This window comes from Kribbella sp. NPDC004138, from assembly GCF_053603655.1.
Map to the genome: position 1 here is coordinate 41,090 of NZ_JBSGFZ010000005.1, position 25,944 is coordinate 67,033.

Consider the following 25,944-nt stretch of genomic DNA (forward strand, 5'->3'; position numbering starts at 1 on the left):
CACAGCGTCGATCGGACTCCCGCCTCCGGGAAGGTCGCCTCTTCCTGGGTGCGCCGCACCCAGGCAGCTCAACCCAGCCGGGCGAGTGCCTCCGCACTCCCGCTGCCCGGCTCCGCCGTACCGACGAGCAACTGTTGTCCCGGCGCGGCGCGGACGTCGAAGGTCTGGTAGGTGAGCTCGATCCGTCCGGCCTCAGGGTGGTGGAAGATCTTGTACGCGCGGCTGAATCCCCGCGCCGTCCGGTCCTCCCACAGGGCGCGGAACTCGGGCGATCGCGGGAGCAGATCCGCCACCAGAGCCTTGATCTGCGGGTCGTCCGGGTACGTCGCCGCGTTGAACCGGACGGCGTACACGGCCCGCCGTACGACCGTCTCCCAGTCGCCGAAGATCTCCCGCGCCTCGGGATGCTCGAACATCATCCGCAGCATGTTCGTCATCCCGAACGGGGCCAGCAGACCGTGCGCGACCGCGTTCGTCGCGAGGATGTCGTACGCCGGACCCAGCACGTAGGCCGCTGCGCGCGGGAAGTTGTCCAGCAACTGCAGCAGCGCCGGGTGAACCTGGTCCCGCGCGGTGCCGAGGGCCGGGGTCGGCGCCATCCCGGCGAGCCGGAACAGGTGGGCGCGCGCATCCGGGTCGAGCCGCAGCGCGTGGGCGATCCCGTTGAGCACCTGCGCGGACGGGTTGCGCTCACGTCCCTGCTCGAGCCGCGTGTAGTAGTCGGCGCTGACCACCGCCAGTACGGCGACTTCCTCGCGCCGCAACCCGGCGACGCGCCGATCGCCGCCGGCAGGCAGGCCGACGGCCGACGGCTCGACCCGGGCCCGCTCGGCGCGGAGGAATGCCCCGAGCTCACCGACCGCCTTCATGGCGGTCAGCGTACGCGGTGCCTGAGGCTCCTCAGCAGCGAGTGGCGTAGAACGCCACGGCGGCCGAGGAGGCCACGTTGAGGGAGTCGACGCCGCCGGCCATCGGGATCCGGACCGTCAGGTCGGCCTGGCGCAGTACGTTTGGTTTGAGGCCGTGGCCCTCGGTGCCGAAGATCAGCGCGAGCTTGTCGTCCTTGCGGTCGGCGAGCTCGTCGAGCGTGATCGAGTCGTCGGTGAGCGCCATTGCGGCCGCGACGTACCCGTAGTCCTGCAGCTGCCGCAGGTCGCCCGGCCAGCTCTGCAGCCGGGTCCACGGGACCTGGAAGACGGTCCCCATCGACACCTTGATCGAGCGCCGGTACAGCGGGTCGGCGCAGGTCGGGGTCACCAGCACCAGGCCGACACCGAGCGCCGCGGCGGCGCGGAACCCGGCGCCGACGTTGGTATGGTCAACGATGTCGTCGAAGATCGCGATCCGGCGTACGTCGTCGGTCAGCAACTGCGTGAGCGGTACGGCGGCCCGCCGCTTGTACGACGCGAGCGCGCCGCGGTGCACGTGGAACCCGGTGACCTGCTCGGCCAGCTCCTCCGAGACGACGTACACCGGCTTGTCCGGCCACTGCGCGAGCACGTCCTGCAGCGAGTCCAGCCAGCGCGGCGCAAGCAGGAACGACCGCGGCTCATACCCGGCGTCGGCCGCCCGCCGGATCACCTTGTCCCCTTCGGCGATGAAGAGCCCGTGCTCTTCCTCGAGCAACCGCCGCAGACTGACCTCCCGCAACCGGACATAGTCCGCCAGCCGCGCATCACCGGCATCCTCGACCGGGACGAGCGTCACGCCTGCCCCACCATCCCGCCGGTCGCTTGCTCGGTCCGGCCCTGCGCCGCGACGTCGACCACGTTGCCGATGACAACGATTGCGGGAGCGCCGACGCCATCGTCCGCCATCGCCTGGGCGATGCCGGCCAGGTCGGACGTGACCATCCGCTGGCCGGGAAGGGTGCCGTCGGCAATCGCCGCCGCGGGGGTCGTGCCCGGCTTGCCCGCGGCGATCAGCCGTTCCGCGATCGCCGGCAGGTTCTCGACCGCCATCAGCAGGATTAGCGTCCCGTGCAGGTGGGCGAGCGCGTCCCAGTTCACCAGCGAGTCCGGGTGCGACGGCGGGATGTGCCCCGACACGACTGTGAACTCGTGGGTCACGCCGCGGTGCGTGACCGGGATCCCCGACACCGCCGGCACCGAGATCGAGCTGGTGATCCCCGGCACCACGGTCCACGGCACACCGGCCGCCGCGCACGCAAGCGCCTCTTCGAAGCCGCGCCCGAAGACGTACGGATCCCCGCCCTTCAGCCGGACGACGACCTTGCCCTGCAGTCCGCGATCGACCAGGATCCGGTTGATCTCCTCCTGCCCCGCGGCCCGCCCGCGCGGCAACTTCGCCGCGTCGAACAGCTCGACGTCCGGGTGCAGCTCGTCCAGCAGTTGCTGCGGCGCCAACCGGTCCGCGACCACCACGTCCGCTTCCGCCAGCAACCGCCGTCCGCGCACCGTGATCAGGTCCGGGTCGCCAGGCCCCCCGCCGACGAGGTAAACCCCCGGCCGCCGATCCACGTCCCGCGCCGCCAGCTCACCGACCCGCAGACCCTCGAGGATCGCGTCCCGTACGGCGGCCGACCGGCGGTGATCGCCGCCGCCGAGGACGCCGATCGTCACGTTGTCGTGCTGCCCGGACGCGGGCGTCCACGCCGTCGCGCGGGACCGGTCGTCGGACCGCACGCAGAAGATCCGCCGCTCCTCCGCCTCCGCGGACACCTGGTCGTTGACCGCGGCGTCATCGGTCGCGACCACGACGTACCAGGCCCCGTCCAGGTCGCCCGCGGCGTACCCGCGCTCGATCCAGGACAGCGCCGGGTTGCCGAGCAGCCCTTCGATCGTCGGCGTGATCGACGGTGACACGAGGTCGATCCGCGCGCCGGCCTCGAGCAGCCGCGGCAGCCGTCGCTGAGCGACACCGCCACCGCCGACGACGACCACGCGCCGCCCTTCGAGGACGAGGCCGGACAGGTACTGGTTCGTCACGAAGTGATCCCCGCGTCCTCGAACGTGGCCATCTCGGCGAGCGCCCGCACGGCGCAGGTCAGGATCGGGTACGCGAGTACGGCGCCGGTCCCCTCGCCGAGGCGCAGGTCCAGGTCGACCAGCGGCTGCAGCCCGAGCTGCTTGAGCGCGACCGCGTGACCGGGCTCGGCCGACCGGTGTCCAGCGACGCAGTAGTCGATCACTGCCGGGTGGAACGCCTGGGCGACGAGCGCGGCCGCGCCCGCGATGACGCCGTCGAGGATGACCGGTGTGCGGTTCGCCGCCGCGCCGAGGATGTACCCGGCGAGGGCGGCGTGCTCCAGGCCGCCGTACGCCTGCAGCGCCTTGAGCGGCTCGGTCGACGGTACGGCGTGCAGCGCGAGTGCGTCCCGGACGACGGCTGTCTTGTGCGCGAGGGCCGCGTCGTCGATCCCTGTCCCGCGGCCGGTGACGGCGTCGGCGGTCGCGCCGGTGAAGGTCGCGATCAGCGCGGCGGACGCGGTGGTGTTGGCGATGCCCATGTCACCGGTCAGCAGGCAGCGGTACCCCTCCCGGACCAGCTGGTCGGCCAGGTCGAAGCCGACGGCGATCGCCGCGCGCGCCTCGTCCTCGGTCAGCGCGTCCGTCTGCGCGAGGTCGCGGGTGCCGCCGCGGACCTTCGCGTGCACGATGTCCAGCTGCTCGACCGGCGTGGCGACGCCGACGTCGACCACGCGGACGTCGACGCCGTTGTTCTTGGCGAACGCGTTCACCGCGGCGCCGCCGCCGGCGAAGTTCGCCAGCATCGCGGCGGTCACTTCCTGTGGCCACGGGGAGACGTTCTGCGCATGGACGCCGTGGTCGGCGGCGAACACCGTGACGACGGCCGGGGCCGGCACGGCGTACGTACCGGTCATCCCGGCGACCTTCACGGACAGGTCCTCGAGGACGCCGAGGGAGCCGGCCGGTTTGGTCAGCCGCGCGTGCCGCTCGGCGGCCGCGCGCATCGCCGCCTGATCAGCCAGAGCGATCCGCTCCAGGTACTCGTCCACCAGGTCCTCCATCCGTTCGGCGGGTGCGCCGGTCCCGATCTTCGCATCTCCGAGTGTGTGCCCCGGGACGGACCGGCAGGATGTGGACAGTAGTGTCGGAATCACCACACATCGCGAGCTGCCGGAGGGTTTACAGATGTCGCTTGATCGCCCCGTCGCACCGGACCCGTACAAACTCCTGCCGGAGGTCGGGTCGTTCACCGTCACCAGCACCGACGTCGCCGACGGCAAGCCGCTGTCCGACGATCAGGCGTTCGCAGGCGGGAACACGTCGCCGCAGCTCAGCTGGTCCGGGTTCCCGGCGGAGACCAAGGCGTTCGTGGTGTCCTGCTTCGACCCCGACGCGCCGATCGTCTCCGGCTTCTGGCACTGGACCCTGGTCAACCTCCCGGTCACCGTCACCGAACTGCCCACCGGCGCCGGCACCACCGAACGCCTCGACAACGGCGCCTTCCACGTCCGCAACGACTTCGGCACCAAGAACTTCGGCGGCGCGGCCCCGCCGCCCGGCGACCAGATCCACCGCTACTACTTCGTCGTCCACGCCATCGACGTAGAAGCCCTGGACGTAGACCCGGACGCCACCCCCGCCGTCGTCGCCTTCAACCTGGCCTTCCACACCCTCGCCCGAGCCACCCTCACCCCGACATACCAGATCCCGGAGTAGCGCTCAGAGCGCCGCGACGTACACCCATTCGCCGGCTTCGCGGGTGAAGGTGCTGTTTTCCTGTTGGGTGCCGGGGTGGCCGTTTCTGGTGTAGTGGGCGCGGAACTGAACGGTGCCTTCGGTGTGGAAGGGGCTGCCGCCGGTTGCGTTCACGATCTCCAGGCCGGTCCACTTCTGGCCGGGGGTGAAGTCGATGCGGGCCGGGCGGGTGGTGAGGGACCAAGTCTTGCGCAGGTACGCCGCGTCGTGCATCACGAAGGCGGCGTACCTGGACCGCATCAGCTCCTCCGCGGTGCGCGCCGTCGCCTCGCCGCGATGGAGGCGGCCGCAGCAGGCGGCGTACGGCAGGTCTTGTCCGCAGGGGCAGGTGGGAACGGGCATGTGCCGATTGTTGCCGATCGGTCAACCGTCAGCGTGATTCACTGCGGGGATGGTGACCGACGCGGCGCGCTGGCGACGGCAGGTGGTGCGGCCGCTCCTCGACTGGTACGCCGCTCTGGAGGGCGTCGACGCGGTGATGCTGGGCGGGTCGACCGCCCGCGGTGACGCGGATCGCTGGTCGGACGTCGAGGTCGGGGTGTTCTGGGAACGCCTGCCCACGGCGGCCCAACGTCGAGCGGTACCGGCTGAGGTCCGGCTGCTCAACGTCGACGGCCCGCCTCCGTGGGACGACCAGGTGCACCTCGACGGCCTGATGCTCGAGGTCGCGCACACCCTGTCGGAGTCGGTCGACGACGCCTTGAACGACCTGCTGGCCGGCCGGCCCGACGGCGCGACCCTGCAGCTGGCGCAGGGCTTCGTCGACAGCACCGACGTGACCGGCCGACGCCCCGAACTCGTGGCCCGGTGGCAGGAGCGCGTGGCGACGTACCCGCGCGACCTCGCGATCGCCGTCGTACAGCACGACGGCAACATCGAGAAGTTCTGGCGCCTGCAGATGCTGATCGAGCGCGAGAACCCGCTGCTGATCTCCCGCGAGTTCGTCCGCATCACGGGCCAGTTCCTGACCGTGCTGCACGCCCTCAACGGCCGGTACTGCGGTCACATCCTCGCCTTCAAACGCCTCGACACCATGGAACGCGACCTCCCCCTGGCCCCACCATCACTCGCCGCCCGCGTCCGCGCGGTCTTCACCTCGCCCGCCCCGACCGGCGCCCAGATCCTCCACGACCTCGTCGAGGAGACATACGACCTCGTCGAACACCACCTCCCCGAGGTCGACGTCAACCACCTCCGCGCCACGTTCCGCACCGCGCCTCCGCGTGGGACTCGGCCGGCAACCGATCGACGAGGTGATTGACGTGCAGCCGATACGCGATGGCCTGCTCGCGCGTCACAATCCGCATAGCCCTGACCGTAGACACAAAACACGCCAGCTGATGACCTACTTCTCGGGAGCGCCATGCTGAAGACGGCCCGACTCGGCCTGGTGGCGCTCGACGTTCGGGGACAACGGCGGGTGGACGTGGGTACTGCGGGTGCGCCCGGCGCACGACGCGGCCGGCGTGATCGGGGTGTTCTCGGATCAGGGCAGCTCGATCCGGGGTATGAGCTGGTATCTGCGACGCGAGCGCTGGGGCGCGGGGCTCGTCGACTCCACGTCGCCCGAGGACACACCGTGGTACCGCCGCACCTTCACCCTCGTCCTGTCCGAGGGCCACCGGCTGACGATCTCGGGACCGGTTCGGCACTGACGACAAGAGGTGTGGCTGGTTCGGCGCCCCATGCCGCGCTGTTTGAGCGTGGCCGGTGGGTCTACTACACATATACGTACTGTCGTTAGGGCCCCTCGTGGAGTGGGAAGGCGCGGATGATGACCGCGGTGGGGGTCCCGGCGGTGGGTTCGGCGGTGGTGAAGTCGCGGAGGACGCGGTGCAGGCGGGCGCGGAGTTCGGCGAGTTCGCCGTCTGCCAGGGTGACGACCGCACTGAATGCGAAGTCCTCGTCGTCGGAGGTCTTCGCGGCCAGCCAGCTCGCGTACGCGGTGTCCTCGAGCTCGCGGTTCAGCGCCGCCTGCTCGGTGCGCACCCGGCGCCACGGCTTCACCCGGCCCGCCGCGCCCGGCTCCGGCTCGATCACCCCGAGGGCCTCCAGCCGGCGCAGGTGGAACGAGCACGACCCAGTGCTCTCCCCCAGTTCGCGGGCGGCGATCGTCGAGGTCGTCGTACCGTCCCGGTCGATCAGCGCCAGCAGCGCCTCCCGCAGCGGATGCGCGCGGACGACGGCACGGCGGTTCGGCGTACTGGGCTCCATGGCGGCATCCTAGCCCTGGCTTTGCAAAGCTAGAACTTTGCAGAGTACGGTCTTTGCATGCCGACGTACATCCTGGGCCGCCCGAGCCGTCGCCTGCCCGAGCTGACCGACGAGGTACGGCGCGGTACGCCGCTGCGCATCACGGAGTACGGCGAAGAGATCCTGCATCGCCCGTGCCGGCCGGTGACCGCGTACGGCGCCGCGCGGTGGAGCGGGCTGATCGACGACATGTTCGCGACGATGTGGATCGCCGAGGGATGCGGCCTCGCCGCGAACCAGGTCGACGTCGACGCGCAACTGTTCGTCTACGACCTCACCGACGAGTACGGCGACCGTCACGTCGGGCATGCGTTCAACCCGCGCATCGAAACCGCGACCGCCCTGGTCGGCACGCAGTCCGGCACCGAAGGCTGTCTCTCCGTCCCCGGCGCCAACGCCGCCCTCGACCGCCCGGCCCGCGCCACGCTGCACGCGTACGACGTCGAGGGCCGCCCGTTCACGATCGAGTCCTCCGGCTACTTCGCCCGCTGCCTGATCCACGAGACCCAACACCTCGCCGGCACGGTCTACGTCGACCACCTCTCCCCCGGCCCGCGCACCCAAACCCTGGCCACCTCCACCGCCAACCGCACCACAGTCCTGGCCCAACGCGCCACCCGCCAAGCCCTGCTCGAGAAGTAGCTTGGTCGCGTGGAGGACCCGAAACAGGTTGTGCGACGCGGGCTCCGCGCTAGCGGGGTGTGATCGGTGTGGTGGTTTCCTGGCGGAGGGCTTCGAGTACGTCGAGTTCGCGGTCGATCTCGCGGCGTTTGGACTGGAGGCGTCGGACCTCCTGGGCGAGAAGTTCCTCCAGCAGGCCGGTGCGCTCCTCGGGTGGGGCGTCCAGGCACGGGAGCAGTTCGCCGATGATGCCGCTGCTCAGGCCCGCCGCGTACAGGTGCTGGATCATCACGACCCGCTCGATCATCGAGGCGTCGAAGTCCCGCCAGCCACCCGGTGTACGGGTCGAGCGGATCAGGCCCTGCTCCTCGTAGTACCGCAATGAGCGCGTGCTCACGCCGCCGGCCTCCGCGAGTTCTCCGATCCGCATGGTCCCAGTGTTGCACCTGACACCAGTGTGAAGTTTCACCCTCGGGAGGACGCACCCTTCCCGGAAGGAACCTCATGCACTGGCTCTACCTCGCGATCGCCGTCGTGTTCGAGATCGCCGTCGCGATCGCCGCCGGCAAGGCGCAGGGCTTCACGCACCGCGGCTGGACCGCCGCGACGCTCGTCACCGGCGGGCTCGGCACGTACTTCCTCAGCCGCGCACTACTCACCTTCGACGTCGGCGTCGGGTACGCGCTGTGGACGTCCCTCGCCGGAGTAGGCATCACCCTGCTCGGCGCCCTGATCTTCGGCCAGCGCCTCACCTGGCGCAAAGCCATCGGCATCGCGCTCGTCATCGCCGGGGTCGCCGGCCTCCAGCTCACCACCTGAAGGAGCACTCCCGTGCCACACTCATCCCGCGCTTGGCTCACGCTGCTGCTGGCCGGAGCCTTCGAAATCGGCTACGCCCTCTCGGTCGCCGGCAGCCAAGGCTTCACCATCTGGTCCTGGTCGGCCGTGGCGGTCGTGTTCTTCCTACTCACCCTCTGGGCCCTCAGCCGCGCCCTGCGCACCATCGAGGTCAGCATCGGCTACGCCATCTGGGCCGGCATCGGCGCCGCAGGCGCCGCCCTCCTAGGCCCGGTCTTCTTCGACGAGTCCCTGACCACCCGCAAAGCCCTCTGGCTGGCAGTCATCATCACCGGAGTCATCTGGCTGAAACTCGCCGACCGCTCCCCCACCCCCCAACCAACGCCCGCACCGTAGCCCGGGAGGGTGGCGGGGAGCCTGGTGGACTCCCCGCCGGTCTGGGTCAGTCCTTGATGCCGGACTGGGTGACGCCCTGGATCAGGTAGCGCTGGAGGAAGGCGAAGATCAGCACCAGCGGGAGGATCGAAACCGCGACGGCCATGAACAGTTCGTGGATGTTGATGGTCTGGGCGGTGATGAAGGTCGACATCGCCACCTGGATGGTCCACGACGAGGAGTCCTGGCCGATCACCAGCGGCCACAGGAACGAGTTCCAGTTGCCGATGAACGTGATCGCCGCGATCGCCGCGAAGAACGGCAGCGAGTTCGGTACGACGATCCGCCAGAACACCCCGAAGTACCCGGCGCCGTCGACCCGGGCCGCTTCCTCGAGCTCGCGCGGAAATCCGAGGAAATACTGCCGGAAAAGGAACGCCGCGAACCCGCTGAACAGTGTCGGGATGATCAGGCCGCGCAGCGACGAGACCCACCCGAGCGAGGACACCACGATGAAGGACGGGATGAAGGTCACCGCGCCCGGGATCATCAGCGTGGCGACGATCGCGTAGAAGACCTTGTCCGCGTGCCGGTACGGGATCCGCGCCAGCCCGTAGCCGGCCATCGAGGCCAGCAGCAACTGTCCGCCGGTGCCGAGGATCGCGACGACGGCGGAGTTGTACAGCGCCCGCGCCATCGGCACCGTGGTGTCGTTGAACAGCTCGCTGATGTTGCTCCACTGCAGGTGCGAGGGGAACAACGTCCAGTCGGGCGCGGTGATGTCCTGTTCGGTGGACAGCGCGTTGCGGAGGATCAGGTAGAACGGGATCAGGAACAGCACGACTGCGACGAACAGCGCGATCCAGCGCAGCACCATCCCGACGACGCCCATCGTGCTCCGGCTGAACCCGATCGGCTGCGGGGTTCCCGTCGTACGCTCGGAGACAGCCATCAGTCGCCCGCCTTTCCGAGGCCGAAGATCCGGTTCTGCAGCAGCGTCACGAGCATGATGATCACCGCCAGGATCAGCGCGCCGGCCGATCCGTGCCCGAGGTCCTGGATCGACCCGAGCGAGATGCCGTACAGGTAGACCAGCGGCGGCCGCGCGTAGTTCACATTGCCGACCAGGTTGTAGAACTCGTCGAACGCCTGGTACGCCGCGATCAGGTTCAGGATCAGGACGGCGACCGACGTCGCCCGCAGCTGCGGCAGCGTGATGTAGCGGAACACCTGCCACCCGGGCTTCGCCCCGTCGACGTACGCCGCCTCGTACAGCGTCGGCGAGATCCGCTGCAGGCCGGCGATGAACAGGATCATGTAGAACCCGAGCTGCAGCCACAGCCGCACCGTCACCAGCGGGATCCAGTACCAGGGCGGGTCGACCGTCGACAGCCAGGCGATGTTGTCGATGCCGAACCAGCCGAGCACCGTGTTCGCGAGCCCGAACCGGACGCCGTTGAAGATCGACAGCTTCCAGATCAGCGACGCGACGACGTACGAGCAGGCGGTCGGCAGGAAGAACACCGACCGGAAGAACGCCCGCGCGATCTTCACCTGGTTGACCAGCAACGCCAGCGCGAGCGAGAGCGCGAACGTCAGCGGCACGATGAACACCGCGAAGATCGTGAACGTGCCCAGGCTGGACAGGAAGTTGTGGTCGGTCAGCATGTCGACGTAGTTGCGCAGCCCGACGAACTTCGACGGGGTCGCGGTGTTGTACGCCTCGAAGAAGCTGAGGACCAGGCTCCACAGGATGGGCAGGTACGAGAAGATCAGCAGCCCGATCACGAACGGGCCGACGAACACCCAGAACCACAGGGTGTTCCCGGCGATGCCCTTGTGTCGGCGCTTCCGCGTCTCCCGCTGCTCACCAGTGACAGCGGGATCCGCGGACGTCTTGGCCGGAGCGCTCATCCGAACAACCGCTGGAGCTCGGCGTTGACGGTCTTCTCGGCTTTGGCGATCTCGGCAGCTGGGTCGGCTCCCTTCTTGATCACGTTGGTGAGCATGTCGGTGAACGCCGTACCCATCTTCGGAGTCCAGGCCGGGTTGTCGGTGTGCCCGTAGTCCTGGTTGAGCTTGACCGTGTCGGCCGCGACACCACTCTGCAGCTTGGATGCCTTGGCGGCCAGGCTCTTGCGCGGCGGGATGTGGAAGCCGTAGTTGAGTGACCAGTCCTCCTGGTACTCCGACTTGTCGAGCCACAGCCACTTGACGAACTTCTTCGCGGCGTCGACGTTGGCACTCTTGGCGGACACGAACTGGGTCCAGCCGCCGGAGTACACGGCCGGCTTGCCCTCGGCGTCCAGCTTCGGGAACGGGATCACGCCCAGGTCGTCGCCGAGCGCCTTCTGCATGCCCGGCACGGCCCACATGCCGATCCACTGCATAGCCACCAGGCCCTGGTTGATCGCGGTCGGGTCCCACCAGTCGGTGGGCGCGCCGAGCAGGACGCTCTTGCTCGCGTAGAGCTCGTGCAGCTTGCCGAACGCCGTCGCGGCGCGGGGGTCGGTGAAGCCGGGCTTGTTGTCGTCGGTCAGGTAGCTGCCGCCGGACGACCACAGCGCCGGGCCGCCCATCGCGTTGCCGCCGTCGTTGCCGACGAAGATGCCCTTGACCTTGTTCGTGGTCAGTTCCTTGGCCGCGGCGATCAGGTCGTCGACGGTCTCCGGCGGCTTGATTCCGGCCTTGTCCAGCATCGACTTGCGATAGTAGATGACCTGCGGATCGATGATCATCCGGATGCCGTAGATCTTGCCGTCGATGGTGTTCGTGGCCAGGTCGCCGGGCAGGAAGTCGTCCTTGACGTCGGCCATGATGTCGTCGAGCGCGACGACCTGGTTGCTCTTCACCATGCCGATGTTGAACTGGCTCTCGAACACGTCCGGGCCCTTGCTGGACAGCAGCCCGGAGGACAGCTTGGCGGCGTAGTCGCCCGGCGTCCACTGCACGGCGACGTTCGCGTCGGTGTAGGCCTTGGCGTACTTGAGCGCCGCCTGCTGCGTCCCGGTCTCGCCGTACTGGTGGTACCACTGCGACAGGTTCACCTTGGCGCCGCCGTCTCCGCCGCCGGAGGAGGACGGCCGGCCGGTGTTTCCGCCGCAGGCCGCGGTCAGTGCGGCGAGGGCGGCCAGGCCACCGGTCCGCTTGAGCAGATCCCGCCGGGTCAGACCGGCGTTCGGAACATGAGCAGGCATGAATTCCACCTTCCCGGGAGCGACGCCGCAGGGGTACGACGCCAGCGGTTCCGAGTTACTTAACTAGGTTAAGCATCTCTGATTTTGGCACACCGTACTACAGGTCAATCGTTGTAGAAGTGCCAGCACAATGTCTCAAAAGCGCGCCCGGCGCAAGACCGGACGCGCTCTCGATTGTTCGAAACTGTGGAATGTTGTCAGGCCGTGATCACGTAAACATCTCACCGTCGGCGGACATCCGAACCAGCAGAGCCGGCGGCTCGAACCGGGAGCCGTACGCCGCCGCCAGCTGACGGGCCCGCTCCGCGAACGCAGACACCCCGTAGGCGTTCACGTACTGCAGCGCGCCGCCGTGCAGCGGCGGGAACCCGATCCCGAAGATCGACCCGATGTTGGCGTCCGGCACCGAGCGCAGCACGCCCTCGTCGAGGCACTTGACGGTCTCCAGCGCCATCGCGAACAGCATCCGCTCCTGGAGATCGATCAGCGGTACGTCGGTCTGCCCGCCGAACTGCTCCCACAGCCCGGGCCACAACCGCTTCGGCCCGTCGGCCGGGTAGTCGTAGAACCCCGCGCCGGCCGCCTTCCCCTTGCGGCCGAACTCGTCGACGAGCCGGTCGGTGACCGCCATCCCGGGGTGGTCGTCGAAGGCGCCGGCGCTGTCACCGGCCGCCCGCGCGGCGTCCCGGATCTTCTGCGGCAGGGTCAGCGTGACCTCGTCGAGCATCGCCAGCGGCGGCGCCGGGAACCCGGCCTGGGTCGCGGCGCGCTCGATCGTCACCGGGTCGACGCCCTCGGCGACCATCGCGGCGCCTTCCATCACCAGCGTGCCGAACACCCGCGAGGTGAAGAACCCGCGGCTATCGTTGACCACGATCGGCGTCTTCCTGATCTGCCGTACGACGTCGTACGCCCGCGCGATCGCCCGGTCCGAGGTCTTCGCGCCGACGATCAGCTCGACCAGCGGCATCCGGTCGACCGGCGAGAAGAAGTGCATGCCGATGAAGTCGTCGGGCCGGTCGACGCCGTCGGCAAGCGCGGTGATCGGCAGCGTGGAGGTGTTCGAGCACAGCAGCGCGTCGGGCTCGACCACGGCCGCGATCTCCGCGAACACCTTCTGCTTCAGCCCGCCGTCCTCGAAGACGGCCTCGATCACCAGGTCGCACCCGGCCAGGTCGTTCGGGTCGCCGGTCGGCGTGATCCGGCCCAGGAACGCCTCGACGTCGGCAACGGTCGTCCGGCCCTTGGCGACCTGTTTCGCGAGCAGCTTCTCCGAATATTCCTTTCCGCGCGCGGCCGCCTCCAAAGAAACATCTTTGAGCACAACCTCGAGTCCGGCCTTCGCGCACACATAAGCGATTCCCGCGCCCATCATCCCCGCACCGAGCACCCCGACCTTGCGCGCGGAATACTTCGGTACGTCGGCCGGCCGCGACCCGCCGGCGTTGATCGCCTGCAGGTCGAAGAAGAACGCCTGGATCATGTTCTTCGCGATCTGGCCGGTCGCCAGCGACACGAAATACCGCGACTCGATCCGCGAGGCGGTCTCGAAGTCGACCTGGCTGCCCTCGACCGCGGCGCTCATGATCGCCCGCGGCGCCGGGTACGGCGCGCCCTTCAGCTGCTTGCGCAGATTCGCCGGGAACGCCGGCAGGAACGCGGCCAGCTTCGGCGACGACGGCGTACCGCCGGGCATCTTGTACCCGTCCCGGTCCCACGGCTGCTTCGCGTCGCCGTCGTACGTCGTGATCCAGCGACGAGCCGCGTCGAGCAGGTCCGCGGCCGCGACGACCTCGTCGACGATGCCGACGCTCAGCGCATGGGCGGGCTTCATCCGCTGACCCTGGAGCAGCACCTTCATCAGCGCGTCCTGGAGGCCGAGCATCCGGACCGTTCGGGTCACTCCCCCGCCGCCGGGCAGCAGGCCGAGGGTCACCTCCGGCACCCCGAGCTCGATCCGGTTGTCGTCGGCAACGATCCGGCGGTGGCAGGCGAGCGCGATCTCCAGGCCGCCGCCGAGCGCGGATCCGTTGATCGCGGCGACCACCGGAACGCCGAGCGTCTCCAGCGTGCGCAACTGCTGCTTGACCAGCTCGATCGTCTCGAAGACCTGGGCGGCGTCCGACGGCTGGATCTGCGCCAGCATCTGCAGGTTGCCGCCGGCGAAGAACGTCGACTTCGCCGAGGTGACGATCACGCCCTTGAGCAGGGCCTTCTCGGCCACCAGGCGCTCGACGGTCCGGCCCATCGCCGCGACATACACGTCGTTCATCGTGTTGGCCGAGGCCGACGGATCGTTCAGCGTCAGCGTGACGACGCCCGCGTCGTTCTTCCACTCGATCATGCGGCGATCCTTTCGATGATCGTCGCGACGCCCATCCCGCCGCCGACGCACAGGGTGGCCAGTCCGTAGCGGAGCTCGCGGCGCTCCAGCTCGTCCAGCAGGGTTCCGATCAGCATCGCGCCGGTGGCGCCGAGCGGGTGCCCGAGCGCGATCGCACCGCCGTTCACGTTCACCTTCTCGTGCGGTACGCCGAGATCCTTCATGAAGTGCATGACCGCGGCCGCGAACGCCTCGTTCATCTCGAACAGGTCGATGTCGCTCACGTCCAGCCCGGCGCGCGCCAGCGCCTTCCGGGCCGCCGGCGCCGGGCCGGTCAGCATGATCGTCGGATCGGCCCCGCTGACACCGGTTGCGACCACCCGTCCGCGCGGCGCCCGGCCGAGCGCCGCACCGGCCTTCTCGTTGCCAACAGCAACCAGCGCGGCGCCGTCGACGATGCCGGAGGAATTGCCCGCGTGGTGCACGTGCTCGATCCGCTCGACGGTCAGGTACTTCTCCAGGGCGACCGAGTCGAAGCCGCCGTGCTCCCCGATCGCCGCGAACGACAACGGCAGACCGGCCAGCGTCTCGACCGACGTCCCCGGCCGGACCAGCTGGTCGTGGTCGAGGATCCGCAGGCCGTTGCGATCCACCACCGGTACGACGGAGCGCGCGAAGTAGCCGTTGGCCCAGGCCTTCGCGGCCCGCGCGTGCGACTCGGCGGCGTACGTGTCGACGTCGGTGCGGGAGAAGCCGTCGATGGTCGCGATCAGGTCCGCGCTGATGCCCTGCGGGATGAAGCCGGTCTCGAGCGCGGTCTCCGGGTCCATCGCCCAGGCGCCGCCGTCGGAGCCCATCTTCACCCGGGACATCGACTCGACGCCGCCGGCCAGGATGAAGTCCTCCCAGCCGGACCGCACCCGCTGCGCGGCCTGGTTGACCGCTTCCAGGCCCGAGGCGCAGAACCGGTTCAGCTGCACGCCGCCGGTCGTCTCGGGGTAGCCGGCCATCAGGACGGCGGTCCGCGCGATGTCCATGCCCTGGTCGCCGATCGGGGTGACGACGCCGAGCACCACGTCGTCGATCGCGGCCGGATCCAGGCCGGGATGCCGGGTGCGCAGCTCCGTCAGCAGTCCCGTGATCAGCTGGATCGGCTTGACCTCGTGCAGCGCGCCGGTGGGTTTGCCCTTGCCGCGCGGCGTCCGGATCGCGTCGTACAGGAAGGCTTCGCTGGTCATAGGGCTGATTGTGACAGTAGTGCTGTCATGATCGTCAAGGGCGACTCGTTATGATCTCCGCCATGTCGGAAGTGGCGGGGGCTGCATCATTCGAAGGCGCGACCCTGACGGTCGACGAGCTGTCGACGCGGGTCGGGATGACGGTGCGCACGTTGCGGTTCTACGCGGGACGAGGGCTGATCCCGCCGCCGATCCGGCGCGGGCGGGTGGGGTACTACGGGCCGGAGCACATCGCGCGGCTCGACCTGGTGCGGGAGCTGCAGGCGCACGGCTTCACGCTGCAGGCGATCGAGGGCTACCTGGACCGGATCCCGTCCGACGCGACACCGCAGGACATCGCGCTGCATCGCACGCTGCTGACGCCCTGGATGCGGGACCTGCCGGAAACGCTCGACCGCGCGGCGCTGGTCCGGCGCACCGGACGGGAGCTGAGCGACGACGACATCGAGATGCTGGTCGCGCTCGGGGTGGTCGAGCCGACGCCGGACGAGGACGTGTTCCAGGTCGCGACCGCACACCTGAGCCTCGGCGTCGAGCTGCTCGACCTGGACCTGCCGGTCGAAGCGGTGCTGGCGGCCGGTCGGATCTTCACCGAGCACGGCCGCGCGATCGCGGAGGAGCTGACCGAGGTGTTCCGCACCAAGGTCTGGCCCCACTACCGCGACTCCGGCGGTCCGCCGGAGCACATCCAGCACCTCGTCGAGCGGTTCAAGCCGGTCACGATCCAGGGCCTGGTCCTCGCCTACGAACGCGCCGTCGGCGAAACCCAGCGCGACACCATCCGGCGCACCCAGCACAAGCGCGCCAGTAGGTGATCAGGCGTTGGGGACGCGGAGGTAGGTGAGGCCGCGGAGGTCCAAGTAGGTGTTGTCCGGGGTGCTGACGACGCGGAGCAGGACGGACTCGCAGCCGTTGCAGCGGGCAACCATGCCGGGGGCGTCGACGTACAGGCGGGACTCGGCGAAGACGGCGACCTGGCCGCAGCCGTTGCACTGACCGGTCGCGGTGGTCAGGTCCACGGCGAACACTTCGCTCAGGGCCCCGGCAGCCGCGTTGCCGTCCAGGTAGTTGGCTTCACTCATCCGAAACGCTCCGTTCTGACTCGGGCCGGGTCGTGACCGGCCGCGACCAGCAGATCCGCCACCGTCTCCACGAACGGCGTCGGCCCGCACACGTACGTCGTCGCGCCGTCCTCGGGCGCGAACGCGTACTGCTCGATCAGCTCCGCGTCGATCCGCCCCACCCGCGGTTCCCCGGCCGGCGCCTCGCGGGTGTACACCAGCCGGACGTCGACGTCGTCCGACGCGGCCAGCTGCTTCAGGTCCTGGACGTAGATCACCGACTCCGGCCGCCGTACGGAGTACAGCAACCGCATCGGCGTCCCGGAACCGGCCGCCGCGCGCAGCATCGACCGCAACGGCACGACCCCCGATCCCCCGCCGATCAGCTGCACCGGCCCTTCCTGGCCGGGCTTCCACACGAACCAGCCGCCGACCGGCCCGCGGATCTCCAGCGGGTCCCCGGCCTTCAGCACCTCGACGAGGTACGGCGACACCTCACCGTCGGGCACCTCCTCGACGGTCAGCTCGATCGTCTCGCCGGTCCAGGCCGACGCGATCGAGTACGACCGCGAGGCGCGGTACCCGTCGGGCGCGGTCAGCCGCACGTCGAGGTGCTGGCCCGCGAGATGTCCCGGCCAGTCCGGTACGTCGAGCACGATCGTGCGGGCCGTGGCGGTCTCACGCCGTACCTCGGCCACCGTGGCGATCTGCCACGTCAGTCGCCGGCGTATCGCTGTTCTTTCCATGGGTCTCCGTACTCGTGATAGCCGGCGGTCTCCCAGAAGCCGAGGTCCTCGGTGTCGGACAGCACCAGGCCGCGGACCCACTTGGCGCTCTTCCAGAAGTACAGGTGCGGGACGAGCAGCCGCGCGGGTCCGCCGTGCTCGGGATCGAGCGGGTCCCCGTCGTACTCGTAGGCGATCCAGGACTGCCCGTCGAGCAGGTCGTCGAGCGGCACGTTCGTGGTGTAGCCGCCGTAGCTGTGCGCCATCGCGAAGTCCGCGCCGGTCTCGACGTCCGCGAGCAGGGTGTCGAGCGAGACGCCCTTCCAGGTCGTCTGCAGCTTGGACCACCGGGTCACACAGTGGATGTCCTTGGTGATCTCCTCGGACGGCAACGCCATCAGCGCCGCCCAGTCCCACTTGTACTTCTCGCCGGTCTCCGTGGTGACCGTGAACTCCCAGTGATCGGTCAGGATGTGCGGCGTCGGGCCGGCCGACAGCACCGGGAAGTCCCGCGTCAGGTACTGCCCCGGCGGTAGGTCGTTGCCGCCCCCGCGCCGCCCTGTGAAACCTGGTGACACAATGTCCATGCCGACCCCTCCCTCGGTGTGCCGCCCGGCCACCGCTCGGGAACACGCTGATGAGCGCATCGTACGGCGTGCGCACCGGCGGGCGAGTGAAGGGCACAAGAACGGGTACCGGGTTCCCTCCAGACAATCCATCAGGCCAGTGTTGCGATGAGTCACCAGATCATGATCCGGCCGTTAGAGTGGAGCATCCGCCCAGCGGCGGCTCGAATCTGGGTGGGGTACGTGGATCTTGACCGCGGTGCGCGGGTGTGGGGGGCGATCAGGTCCTCCGCACGCGCTGAGGGTACGTCCCCAACGCTGTCGCATGCTGTCCACGCCTGTGCCGCGGCGATGTCGGCAGTCGGTGCCGGCTTCGCGATGACCCGCGACGGCGGCGCCTGGGAGCCGCTGATCGCCAGCGGTCCGGAGGCGGCGGAACTGGACGAGGTGCAGTTCACCCTGGGCGAAGGCCCGAGCTGCGACGCGTTGCAGCGCGGCACGCCGGTCCTCGAATCCGACCTCGCCGGCCTCGGCGCCGGGCGGCGCTGGCCCGCGTTCACCGCGGCCGCCACGGAGCGCGACATCGCGGCCGCGTTCGCGTTCCCGATCGGCGTCGGCGCAGCCCGGATCGGCGTCCTGACCGTGTACCGGACCGAGCGCGGCCCGTTGCCCGGGGAGCTGCTCCAGGACGCGTTGGTGTACTCCGACGCCGTACTGGTCCTGGCCCTCGACGACCGGGTCGGTGCCGGCACCGACCCGGAGCAGGTGGTCTCGGCAGCCTTCAGCAACCGGCGTGCCGAGGTGCACCAGGCCACCGGCGCGGTCGCGGCGCAGCTCGGTGTCAGTGTCACCGACGCGCTCGCGCGGCTGAGGGCCTACGCCTACAGCAGCGGCCAGACCTTGCAGGAGGTCGCCGTCGCTGTCATGGCCGGCGAACTGCACTTCGAGATCGACCACACCGCACCGCGAACGAAGGAGACGGACTCACAGCATGGCGAGCAGCAGGAGGACTCATGAGCGCGACTGACAGGCGAGTGCGCGAGGTATTCATCGAGCTGTCCGACACCCTCGTCGCCGACTTCGACATCATCGAGTTTCTCGCCCGGCTCGCGGACCGCTGCAGCGAGCTGCTGGACGTGTCTGCGTGCGGCATCCTGCTCGTCGATCACCTCGGCGTGCTGAACCTGGTTGCCGCGTCCAGCGAGGAGGCGCGGCTGATCGAGCTCGGCCAGCTGCAGAACCGCGAAGGTCCCTGCCTCGACGCCTTCTCCACTGGGCATCCGGCGCAGCACGCCGACCTCCGCGACGGGTCCAGCCCGTGGCCGGAGTTCACGACGGCGGCTGTCGACGCCGGCTACGCCTCGGTCCAGGCGCTGCCGATGCGGTTGCGCGACACGACGCTGGGTGCGGTCAACCTGCTCAGCGAACGGCCCGGCCCGCTGACCGCGGACACCGTCCAGCTCGGGCAGGCGCTGGCTGACGCGGCAACCATCGGTATCGTGCACCAGCGGGCCATGGCCCGGCAGGAGATCATCACCGAGCAGCTGCAGACCGCCCTGAACAGCAGGATCCTGATCGAGCAGGCCAAGGGCTTCCTCAGCCACAGACTCTCCGTGGGCGTCGACGAAGCCTTCGACGTCCTCCGCTCCTACGCCCGCTCCACCAACCGCCGCCTGACCGAGGTGGCCGCCGACGTCGTCGAAGGCCGGATCACCCTGGCCCGGTGATCCCGGCTCAGATGCCCATCGTGCGGCCGATGATCTCCTTCATGATCTCGGTGGTGCCGCCGTAGATGGTCTGGATGCGGGTGTCGAGGTAGGCCTTGGCGATCGGGTACTCGGTCATGAAGCCGTAGCCGCCGTGGAGTTGCAGGCAGCGGTCGACGACCTTCTTCTGGAGCTCGGTGGTCCACCACTTGGCCATCGCGGCCTCGGCCACGGTCAGGGTGCCGGCGTTCAGCTCCTGGATGCAGCGGTCGACGAAGACCCGGGCGATCTGTGTCTCGGTGGCGAGTTCGGCCAGGACGAAGCGGCTGTTCTGGAACGACCCGATCGGACGGCCGAACGCCTTGCGGTCCTTCACGTACCGCAGGGTCTCGTCGAGCATGTTCTCGCACGCCGCGGCCGCGACCACGGCGATCGTCAGCCGCTCCTGGGGCAGCTTCTCCATCAAGTAGACGAAGCCCTTGCCCTCCTCGCCGAGCAGGTTGTCCACCGGCACCCGGACGTCGTCGAAGAACAGCTCGGCGGTGTCCTGCGCCTTGAGCCCGATCTTGTCCAGGTTCCGTCCGCGGTCGAAGCCGGGCATCCCGCGCTCCACGACGATCAGCGAGATCCCCTGGGCGCCCGCGTCCGGGTCGGTCTTGGCCACGACGATCACCAGGTCGGCCAGGATGCCGTTGGAGATGAAGGTCTTCTGCCCGTTCAGCACGTAGTGGTCGCCGTCGCGCCGCGCGGTCGTCTGGATGCCTTGCAGATCACTGCCCGCACCGGGCTCGGTCATCGCGATCGCGGTGATCGTCTCCCCCGAGCAGAACGCCGGCAACCAGCGCGCCTTCTGCTCGTCGGTCGCATAGTCCAGCAGGTACGCCGAGTTGATGTCGGTGTGGATCGTGAAGCCGACGCCGCTTGCGCGAACCCTGGTCAGCTCCTCGATCAGCACCGCGTTGAACCGGAAGTCCCGCACCCCGCCCCCGCCGTACTCCTCCGGCATCATGAAGCCGAGCAGGCCCGCGTCGCCGGCCGCGGTCCAGAGTTCGCGCGGCACGATCCCGGCGTCCTCCCAGCTGTCGTGGTGCGGGACGATCTCCTTGTCGCAGAACGACCGGACGGTCTCGCGGAAGGCATCGTGATCGGCGTCGAAGAGCTGACGTTCCACGGGCGGGTTCCTTTCAGGTCTGGACGGCGGCGCCGGACTCCAGCAGGTCGTCGAGGTCGGTGATGCCCCAGTCGGCCAGGGCCTCCCGGGTGTGCTCCCCCGGCCGCGCGGGCGGCAGGCCGAGGCTGGTCGGTGTCCGGCCGAAGCGCGGCGCGGGCGCCGCCTGCCGGACGCCGTGATGGTCGACGAAGGTGCCGCGGGCAACGAGATGCGGATGCTCGCCGGCCAGCGGCAGCACCGGCGCGACGCACGCGTCCGAGCCGTCGAACAGCTCCGTCCACTCCGCCTGGGTGCGCTGCCGGAACGTCTCGGCCAGGACCTTGCGCAGCTCCGGCCAGTTGGCCGGATCGTTGCGGTCCGGCGCGTCCAGGCCGAGCTTGCCGAGCAGATCGGCGTAGAACTGCGGCTCGAGCGCGCCGACCGCGACGTGCTTGCCGTCGGCGGTCTCGTACACGTCGTAGAACGGCGCCCCGGTGTCGAGCAGATTCGTCCCGCGCTCCTGCTGCCAGGAACCGGCCGCGAGCGCACCGAGCAGCATCGTGGTCAGGTGCGCCGAGCCGTCGACGATCGCCGCGTCGACGACCTGTCCCTGCCCGCTGCGCTGGGCCTCGTGGAGCGCGGCAAGCACGCCGATCACGAGGTAGAGCGAGCCGCCCGCGAAGTCGCCGAGCAGGTTCGCCGGAACCTGCGGCGGCCCGCCGGCCCGCCCGATCAGGTGCAGCGCGCCGGACACCGCGAGGTAGTCGATATCGTGCCCCGCGGCCTGCGCCAGCGGCCCGTCCTGGCCCCACCCGGTCATCCGTCCGTAAACGAGCCGCGGGTTGATCGCGTGACAGTCGGCCGGTCCCAGCCCGAGCCGCTCGGCGACCCCGGGCCGGAAGCCTTCGACCAGTACGTCGGCCTGCGCGACCAGCCGCCGTACGACGTCGACCGCGGCCGGCTGCTTGAGGTCCAGGGCCGCACTGCGACGGCCGCGGTTGACCAAGTCCAGTTCCGGCGGCCCCATCGACAGCCCGCCGCCGGGCCGGTCGATGCGGAGCACCTCGGCGCCGAGCTCGGCAAGCATCATGCACGCGAACGGCGCCGGGCCGAGCCCGGCCAGCTCGACCACCTTCACGCCCTCGAGTGGACCCATGCGGGCTATTGTGACAGTCCCACTGTCACAGTCGTCAAGTCATCCTGCGCGTCCCGGCCAGCGCGGTCAGCGGCAGCACGACCATCAGCCCCACGGACACCGCGAGCACGATCGACCAGCCAACATGGTCAGGTTCGAGATGACCGAGATGGAAGACCGTGTGCGGGACGGAGAACGCGAGATAGGCCACCAGCGCCAGCGTCGCGAGGAACCGGTCGAGGCGGACCGCCGCGGCGATCAGGACGATGGCCAGACCGAGCGACGCCGCACCGAAGTCGCGGAACGCGTGTTCGGCGTACGGCGGGTCCCAGTCGACCGTCGGCACGTGGTCGTAGAACGTCCTCGGCACGAGTGTCAGCCACACGCCGAGGACCAACTGGAGCGCGGCGAAGGCGATCAGCACCGCGCGAACGTACGCCCTCATCGAAGGTACTCCGCAAACGTGATCCGCCCGTAGGCCGGACCGTCGACCGTCGCAGCACCGTCGGCGAAGGCGCGGAACGTCTTCCCCGGAACCCGCACCGGCAGCACGGGCCGGCGCGACGAGCGGGCCTTCTTCCACTGCTGCGCCAAGGCCCGCGCCGACAGCCGTTCCGGACCGCCGATATCGGCGGCGCGACCGTTGACCGGCGGCGCGGTCACGAGTTCGGCGAGCCGGACGGCGACTTCGTCGACCGAGATCGGCTGCAGGGTGACGGCCGGGGCGAGGATCACCGGCGCGAAGCGCTGCGCCGTGAAGACCCGGTCGACGAGGTCGTGGAACTGGGTCGCCCGCAGGATCGTGTACGGAACGCCCGACCCGGCGACCAGACGCTCGGCCTCGAGCTTGTGCCGGTAGTACGCCAGCGGGATGCGGTCGATGCCGGCGATCGACATCACGATCAGGTGCTGGACGCCCTTGACGGCATCCAGGAGGTTGCGGGTCTGCTCGACGTCGCGGCGGCCCTGGCTGGTGGCCAGATGGACGACCACGTCGGCTCCGTCGACAGCGGCGTCGAGCCCGACACCGCTGGTCAGGTCGGCCACGACCCGATCAGGGCCGGGCCTGCGACTGAGGACGCGGACCTGATGGCCGGCGGCGCCGAGCTGGGTCACGGTCGGTCGGCCGAGCGTGCCGGTCCCGCCGGTGACGAGGATTGAGCTCATCGGATTCCTTTCGGTCACCAGCTCAGATCGGGCAGCCCTCCGATTCGTGACAGCTGTCCGACGGCGAACGCGAGTTTCTCCGGGTTCAGCACGAACTGGACGTCGGTGACGCCGTCCGGGCCGATGCCGACGAAGCAGATCGCGACCACACCTTCGGGGCCGACGGCAATCAAGGCCGGGCCGCCGTTCGCCTCGCCCAGCCGTGCCTCGATGCCGCCGCCGAACCGCTGCAGCGCTCCCGCGAGGTAGCGAGCGACCCGGTCCCGCCCGGTGAGCACGTTGCGGGCTGCGGACACCTTGCCGCCGCTGTCCGCGCGGGACACCACGTCTGCCGCGAGCAGCTTCTCGAGCTCTTCGATCTCCCCCAGCCGGGCGGCCGCGATGAACCGCTCGACCAGCTTCCGCCAGCCCGCGCGGTCGACCGGCTGCTCCCGTGGCTTGTCCGCGGCCAGCTTCTTGCCGGCCCGCGACGCCAACTGCCGCGCGTTCGCCTCGGACGTCCCGATCAGCTCGCCGACCTCGCGGTAGCCGTACGCGAACGCCTCGTGCAGCACGTACGCCGCACGCTCGGCCGGTGTCAGCCGCTCGAGCAGGAGCAACAGCGCGAACGAGACCGACTCCCGCTCCGCGACGACGTCCAGCGGTCCGAGCGCGTCGAACTCGGTCCGCCCGGTCAGGACCGGCTCCGGCAGCCACTGACCGACGTACGTCTCCCGCCGCGCCCGTGCCGACGTGAGCTGCCTGATGGACAGGTTGGTGACGGTCTTGGCCAGATACGCGTCCGGGTCCCGCACCGAGGAGCGGTCGACGTCCTGCCAGCGCAGCCACGCGTCCTGCAGGATCTCCTCGGCGTCGGTCGCGGTACCGGTCATCCGGTACGCGATCCCGAACAACCGGCCCCGCAGGCGCTCGAAGTCGTCCACGCTAGCGGTCCTGCAGGAACGTCTCCGCGGCGCGCTGGATCTTGGTGTAGTACGCCGACCAGCCGGCCTCGTCGAGCAGGTCCCCATCCTTGCCGCCCTGGCCGTCGATCAGTTCGCGGACGATGTCGGCGTGCCCGGCGTGGTGCGCCGTCTCGTCGACGACCCGGACCAGCAGCGCGCCGAACGTCGTACCGCGTTTCCCCTCGGCCCAATGCGGCACTTCGGCCGGGTGGTCCAGGTCGAGCTCGGCGATCGAGCGGTCGCTGTGCGCGCAGGCCTCGCGGTAGAGGCCGGTGATGTATTCGGTCGACTCGTCCGGCTTCGCCCACAGGTCGGCGCCTTCCCACACCGAGCCGTCCGCCTCCCAGGGCAGGACCTCGGCCGGCGGGCGGCCGACGCTGGTGCCGAGATAGACGTACTCGATGCCGACGAGGTGCTTCACCAGGCCGAGCAGGTTCGTCCCGGACGGTACGAGCGGGCGCCGGCGGTCGTACTCGCTGATCCCGTCGAGTTTCGCGAGCAGCAACGCGCGCGTGTCCTGGAGGTACTGCTGCAGGTGGGACTTCATGGCGCTCCTGGTGGGACGAAGGGAACAGCGGGCGCGCCGTCCTCGATCAGGCGCAGCAGTGCGGCGGTGTCGGCGTACTCGTCGATCATGTCGGCCAGCCGGTCCAGCCGCTCCTCGCGCAGCCCCGCGAACGAGACCGAACCGTCGGGCGCAGGCTTGCCGGTGAGCTCCGCGACCTCACGCAGGAAGGTATGCCGCGCAGCGTCGTCGTCCAGCAAACCGTGCCAGATGGTTCCCCACACGGTGCCGGCACGACAACCACCTGGGAACTCCTGCGCGTCGCCGATCACGTCGACGACGCCGTGGTGGATCTCGTACGCCGTCGGCGCCGGCCGCGCCAGCACCTTCTCCCGCCCGAAAACCGTTGTGACGGGCAACAACCCCAGCCCGGGGTGATCGCCACCGGTCTCCACGCCGTCAGGATCCGAGACGACTGCGCCCAGCGCCTGATACCCACCGCAGATCCCCAGGACCGGACGGCGCTCGGCCACCCGTGCCGTCAGCGCGTCGGCCAGGCCCTGCGCGCGGAGCCAGGCCAGGTCCGCGACCGTGGCGCGGGAGCCGGGCAGGACGACGAGGTCGGCGTCACGGATCTCGGCCGGGGTCGTCGTGAAGAACACGCTGTTGGTCGGCTCGACCGCGAGCGCGTCGAGGTCGGTGAAGTTGCTGATCCGCGGGAACCGCACGACCGCGATCGTCAGCAGGTCGCCCGGCGAGGTCCGCCGTACCGGGATGTCCAGCGCGTCCTCGGAGTCCAGCCAGAGCTCGGGCAGCCAGGGCAGGACGCCGTACGTCGGGCGGCCCGTGACGGAGGTCAGCATGTCGATGCCCGGCTGCAGGAGCGACACGTCGCCGCGGAACTTGTTCACCAGGAACCCGCTGACCAGCGCCTGGTCGGCGGCATCCAGCAGCGCGACCGTGCCGAACATCGCCGCGAACACGCCGCCGCGGTCGATGTCGCCGACCACGACGACCGGCGCTCGCGTGTGCTGTGCGAGGCCCATGTTCACGTAGTCCGACTGCCGCAGGTTGATCTCCGCCGGACTGCCCGCGCCCTCACTGATCACGACGTCGTAGCGCGACGCGAGATCGTCGTACGCCGCGAACGCCGCCTTCGCCAGCTCGGCCCGCTCGGTCAGGAACCCGCGCGCGGACAGCTCACCCCACGGCTGCCCCATCAGGACCACATGGCTGCGCCGGTCGCTGCCGGGTTTGAGCAGCACCGGGTTCATCGCCGCCTCGGGTTCGGCGCCGGCCGCGACGGCCTGGATCCACTGCGCGCGGCCGATCTCGGTGCCGTCCGCGCAGACCATCGAGTTGTTCGACATGTTCTGCGCCTTGTACGGCGCGACCCGGACACCCTGTCGCGCCAGCCACCGGCACAGCCCGGTGACGACGGTCGTCTTCCCGGCGTCGGACGTCGTACCGGCGATCAGCAGCGAACCCACGACGT

General features: G+C 69.7%; 31 protein-coding genes. 9 read left to right on the plus strand and 22 right to left on the minus strand.

Annotation, left to right across the window (positions count from 1 at the left end):
• Positions 1-68: 68 nt before the first annotated feature.
• From ACWEOO_RS08085 to cobT, 4 genes are read right to left on the minus strand one after another with little or no spacing between them, the layout of a single operon-like run.
• A complete protein-coding gene (locus ACWEOO_RS08085; RefSeq protein WP_452142376.1) occupies positions 69-869 on the minus strand; it encodes a helix-turn-helix transcriptional regulator in 801 nt (266 codons plus the stop codon).
• Positions 870-900: 31 nt separating this feature from the next.
• Complete coding sequence (locus ACWEOO_RS08090; RefSeq protein ID WP_452142377.1) at positions 901-1,707, minus strand: TrmH family RNA methyltransferase; 807 nt, start codon at positions 1,705-1,707, stop codon at positions 901-903.
• Positions 1,704-2,948, minus strand: a complete 1,245-nt coding sequence (cobA, locus tag ACWEOO_RS08095; protein WP_452142378.1) for a uroporphyrinogen-III C-methyltransferase — start codon at positions 2,946-2,948, stop codon at positions 1,704-1,706. Before cobA ends, ACWEOO_RS08090 begins: the two co-directional genes overlap by 4 nt.
• Entirely contained in the window at positions 2,945-3,979 is a 1,035-nt protein-coding gene (cobT, locus tag ACWEOO_RS08100; RefSeq protein WP_452142379.1) for a nicotinate-nucleotide--dimethylbenzimidazole phosphoribosyltransferase, read from the minus strand. The genes cobA and cobT overlap by 4 nt, the downstream gene beginning before the upstream one ends.
• 136 nt (positions 3,980-4,115) lie before the next feature.
• On the opposite strand from cobT, the gene ACWEOO_RS08105 reads away from it, so the two are divergent.
• On the plus strand, positions 4,116-4,646 hold the full coding sequence (locus tag ACWEOO_RS08105) for a YbhB/YbcL family Raf kinase inhibitor-like protein (RefSeq protein ID WP_452142380.1): 531 nt from the start codon (positions 4,116-4,118) through the stop codon (positions 4,644-4,646).
• 3 nt (positions 4,647-4,649) lie between these two features.
• Here the strand turns inward: ACWEOO_RS08105 and ACWEOO_RS08110 are convergent, their stop codons facing one another.
• Complete coding sequence (locus ACWEOO_RS08110; RefSeq protein WP_355690643.1) at positions 4,650-5,027, minus strand: YchJ family protein; 378 nt, start codon at positions 5,025-5,027, stop codon at positions 4,650-4,652.
• A gap of 49 nt (positions 5,028-5,076) precedes the next feature.
• Between ACWEOO_RS08110 and ACWEOO_RS08115 the strand changes: the two genes are divergently transcribed.
• Complete coding sequence (locus ACWEOO_RS08115; protein WP_452142381.1) at positions 5,077-5,946, plus strand: hypothetical protein; 870 nt, start codon at positions 5,077-5,079, stop codon at positions 5,944-5,946.
• A gap of 178 nt (positions 5,947-6,124) precedes the next feature.
• Positions 6,125-6,340, plus strand: a complete 216-nt coding sequence (locus ACWEOO_RS08120) for a hypothetical protein (protein WP_452142382.1) — start codon at positions 6,125-6,127, stop codon at positions 6,338-6,340.
• Positions 6,341-6,425: 85 nt separating this feature from the next.
• Here the strand turns inward: ACWEOO_RS08120 and ACWEOO_RS08125 are convergent, their stop codons facing one another.
• A complete protein-coding gene (locus tag ACWEOO_RS08125) occupies positions 6,426-6,899 on the minus strand; it encodes a winged helix-turn-helix transcriptional regulator (protein WP_452142383.1) in 474 nt (157 codons plus the stop codon).
• Between the two features lie 57 nt (positions 6,900-6,956).
• On the opposite strand from ACWEOO_RS08125, the gene def reads away from it, so the two are divergent.
• Positions 6,957-7,580, plus strand: coding sequence for a peptide deformylase (gene def, locus ACWEOO_RS08130; RefSeq protein WP_452142384.1), 624 nt, complete (start codon positions 6,957-6,959; stop codon positions 7,578-7,580).
• Positions 7,581-7,629: 49 nt separating this feature from the next.
• On the opposite strand, the gene ACWEOO_RS08135 is transcribed toward def, so the two are convergent.
• Positions 7,630-7,989 carry a MerR family transcriptional regulator gene (locus ACWEOO_RS08135; protein ID WP_363710989.1) on the minus strand — a complete coding sequence of 120 codons (360 nt, stop codon included), beginning with the start codon at positions 7,987-7,989 and terminating at the stop codon, positions 7,630-7,632.
• A 74-nt stretch (positions 7,990-8,063) separates the two neighbouring features.
• On the opposite strand from ACWEOO_RS08135, the gene ACWEOO_RS08140 reads away from it, so the two are divergent.
• Entirely contained in the window at positions 8,064-8,378 is a 315-nt protein-coding gene (locus ACWEOO_RS08140; protein WP_452142385.1) for a DMT family transporter, read from the plus strand.
• Positions 8,379-8,390: 12 nt separating this feature from the next.
• Positions 8,391-8,753, plus strand: coding sequence for a DMT family transporter (locus ACWEOO_RS08145; RefSeq protein WP_363710988.1), 363 nt, complete (start codon positions 8,391-8,393; stop codon positions 8,751-8,753).
• A gap of 46 nt (positions 8,754-8,799) precedes the next feature.
• Here ACWEOO_RS08145 and ACWEOO_RS08150 read toward each other — a convergent pair whose 3' ends face one another.
• The 5 genes from ACWEOO_RS08150 to ACWEOO_RS08170 all read right to left on the minus strand — a co-directional run bounded on the left by ACWEOO_RS08150 (position 8,800) and on the right by ACWEOO_RS08170 (position 15,490).
• Positions 8,800-9,684, minus strand: a complete 885-nt coding sequence (locus tag ACWEOO_RS08150; RefSeq protein ID WP_359929328.1) for a carbohydrate ABC transporter permease — start codon at positions 9,682-9,684, stop codon at positions 8,800-8,802.
• Positions 9,684-10,646, minus strand: a complete 963-nt coding sequence (locus tag ACWEOO_RS08155) for a carbohydrate ABC transporter permease (protein ID WP_359929330.1) — start codon at positions 10,644-10,646, stop codon at positions 9,684-9,686. Before ACWEOO_RS08155 ends, ACWEOO_RS08150 begins: the two co-directional genes overlap by 1 nt.
• Positions 10,643-11,929, minus strand: a complete 1,287-nt coding sequence (locus ACWEOO_RS08160) for an ABC transporter substrate-binding protein (RefSeq protein ID WP_452142386.1) — start codon at positions 11,927-11,929, stop codon at positions 10,643-10,645. The genes ACWEOO_RS08155 and ACWEOO_RS08160 overlap by 4 nt, the downstream gene beginning before the upstream one ends.
• Positions 11,930-12,137: 208 nt before the next feature.
• On the minus strand, positions 12,138-14,273 hold the full coding sequence (locus tag ACWEOO_RS08165; RefSeq protein WP_452142387.1) for a 3-hydroxyacyl-CoA dehydrogenase NAD-binding domain-containing protein: 2,136 nt from the start codon (positions 14,271-14,273) through the stop codon (positions 12,138-12,140).
• On the minus strand, positions 14,270-15,490 hold the full coding sequence (locus ACWEOO_RS08170) for an acetyl-CoA C-acetyltransferase (protein ID WP_359929336.1): 1,221 nt from the start codon (positions 15,488-15,490) through the stop codon (positions 14,270-14,272). The genes ACWEOO_RS08165 and ACWEOO_RS08170 overlap by 4 nt, the downstream gene beginning before the upstream one ends.
• Positions 15,491-15,552: 62 nt before the next feature.
• Between ACWEOO_RS08170 and ACWEOO_RS08175 the strand changes: the two genes are divergently transcribed.
• Positions 15,553-16,305, plus strand: a complete 753-nt coding sequence (locus ACWEOO_RS08175) for a MerR family transcriptional regulator (RefSeq protein WP_452142388.1) — start codon at positions 15,553-15,555, stop codon at positions 16,303-16,305.
• Here ACWEOO_RS08175 and ACWEOO_RS08180 read toward each other — a convergent pair whose 3' ends face one another.
• Genes ACWEOO_RS08180 through ACWEOO_RS08190 form a run of 3 tightly spaced genes read right to left on the minus strand, consistent with a single transcriptional unit; the run spans position 16,306 to position 17,863 of the window.
• Complete coding sequence (locus ACWEOO_RS08180; protein ID WP_359929339.1) at positions 16,306-16,572, minus strand: DUF6510 family protein; 267 nt, start codon at positions 16,570-16,572, stop codon at positions 16,306-16,308.
• Positions 16,569-17,297: a ferredoxin reductase gene (locus ACWEOO_RS08185; RefSeq protein WP_452142389.1), complete on the minus strand. Its 729-nt coding sequence runs from the start codon at positions 17,295-17,297 to the stop codon at positions 16,569-16,571. The genes ACWEOO_RS08180 and ACWEOO_RS08185 overlap by 4 nt, the downstream gene beginning before the upstream one ends.
• Positions 17,267-17,863: a sulfite oxidase-like oxidoreductase gene (locus tag ACWEOO_RS08190; protein ID WP_359929343.1), complete on the minus strand. Its 597-nt coding sequence runs from the start codon at positions 17,861-17,863 to the stop codon at positions 17,267-17,269. The genes ACWEOO_RS08185 and ACWEOO_RS08190 overlap by 31 nt, the downstream gene beginning before the upstream one ends.
• A 330-nt stretch (positions 17,864-18,193) precedes the next feature.
• Between ACWEOO_RS08190 and ACWEOO_RS08195 the strand changes: the two genes are divergently transcribed.
• A complete protein-coding gene (locus ACWEOO_RS08195) occupies positions 18,194-18,859 on the plus strand; it encodes a GAF and ANTAR domain-containing protein (protein WP_452142390.1) in 666 nt (221 codons plus the stop codon).
• Complete coding sequence (locus tag ACWEOO_RS08200; RefSeq protein WP_452142391.1) at positions 18,856-19,569, plus strand: GAF and ANTAR domain-containing protein; 714 nt, start codon at positions 18,856-18,858, stop codon at positions 19,567-19,569. Before ACWEOO_RS08195 ends, ACWEOO_RS08200 begins: the two co-directional genes overlap by 4 nt.
• Positions 19,570-19,576: 7 nt before the next feature.
• Here ACWEOO_RS08200 and ACWEOO_RS08205 read toward each other — a convergent pair whose 3' ends face one another.
• Genes ACWEOO_RS08205 through ACWEOO_RS08235 form a run of 7 tightly spaced genes read right to left on the minus strand, consistent with a single transcriptional unit; the run spans position 19,577 to position 25,939 of the window.
• Positions 19,577-20,719: an acyl-CoA dehydrogenase family protein gene (locus tag ACWEOO_RS08205; RefSeq protein ID WP_452142392.1), complete on the minus strand. Its 1,143-nt coding sequence runs from the start codon at positions 20,717-20,719 to the stop codon at positions 19,577-19,579.
• Between the two features lie 13 nt (positions 20,720-20,732).
• The gene (locus tag ACWEOO_RS08210) at positions 20,733-21,854 is read right to left on the minus strand and encodes a CaiB/BaiF CoA transferase family protein (protein ID WP_452142393.1); all 1,122 of its coding nucleotides are present in this window, start codon (positions 21,852-21,854) and stop codon (positions 20,733-20,735) included.
• A 34-nt stretch (positions 21,855-21,888) separates the two neighbouring features.
• Positions 21,889-22,278, minus strand: coding sequence for a hypothetical protein (locus tag ACWEOO_RS08215; RefSeq protein WP_452142394.1), 390 nt, complete (start codon positions 22,276-22,278; stop codon positions 21,889-21,891).
• Entirely contained in the window at positions 22,275-23,000 is a 726-nt protein-coding gene (locus tag ACWEOO_RS08220) for an SDR family oxidoreductase (RefSeq protein WP_452142395.1), read from the minus strand. The genes ACWEOO_RS08215 and ACWEOO_RS08220 overlap by 4 nt, the downstream gene beginning before the upstream one ends.
• Positions 23,001-23,014: 14 nt before the next feature.
• Positions 23,015-23,923, minus strand: coding sequence for an RNA polymerase sigma factor SigJ (sigJ, locus tag ACWEOO_RS08225; protein WP_452142396.1), 909 nt, complete (start codon positions 23,921-23,923; stop codon positions 23,015-23,017).
• Between the two features lies 1 nt (position 23,924).
• The gene (locus ACWEOO_RS08230; protein WP_452142397.1) at positions 23,925-24,491 is read right to left on the minus strand and encodes a DinB family protein; all 567 of its coding nucleotides are present in this window, start codon (positions 24,489-24,491) and stop codon (positions 23,925-23,927) included.
• Entirely contained in the window at positions 24,488-25,939 is a 1,452-nt protein-coding gene (locus ACWEOO_RS08235) for a cobyric acid synthase (protein ID WP_452142398.1), read from the minus strand. The genes ACWEOO_RS08230 and ACWEOO_RS08235 overlap by 4 nt, the downstream gene beginning before the upstream one ends.
• Positions 25,940-25,944 lie beyond the last annotated feature (5 nt).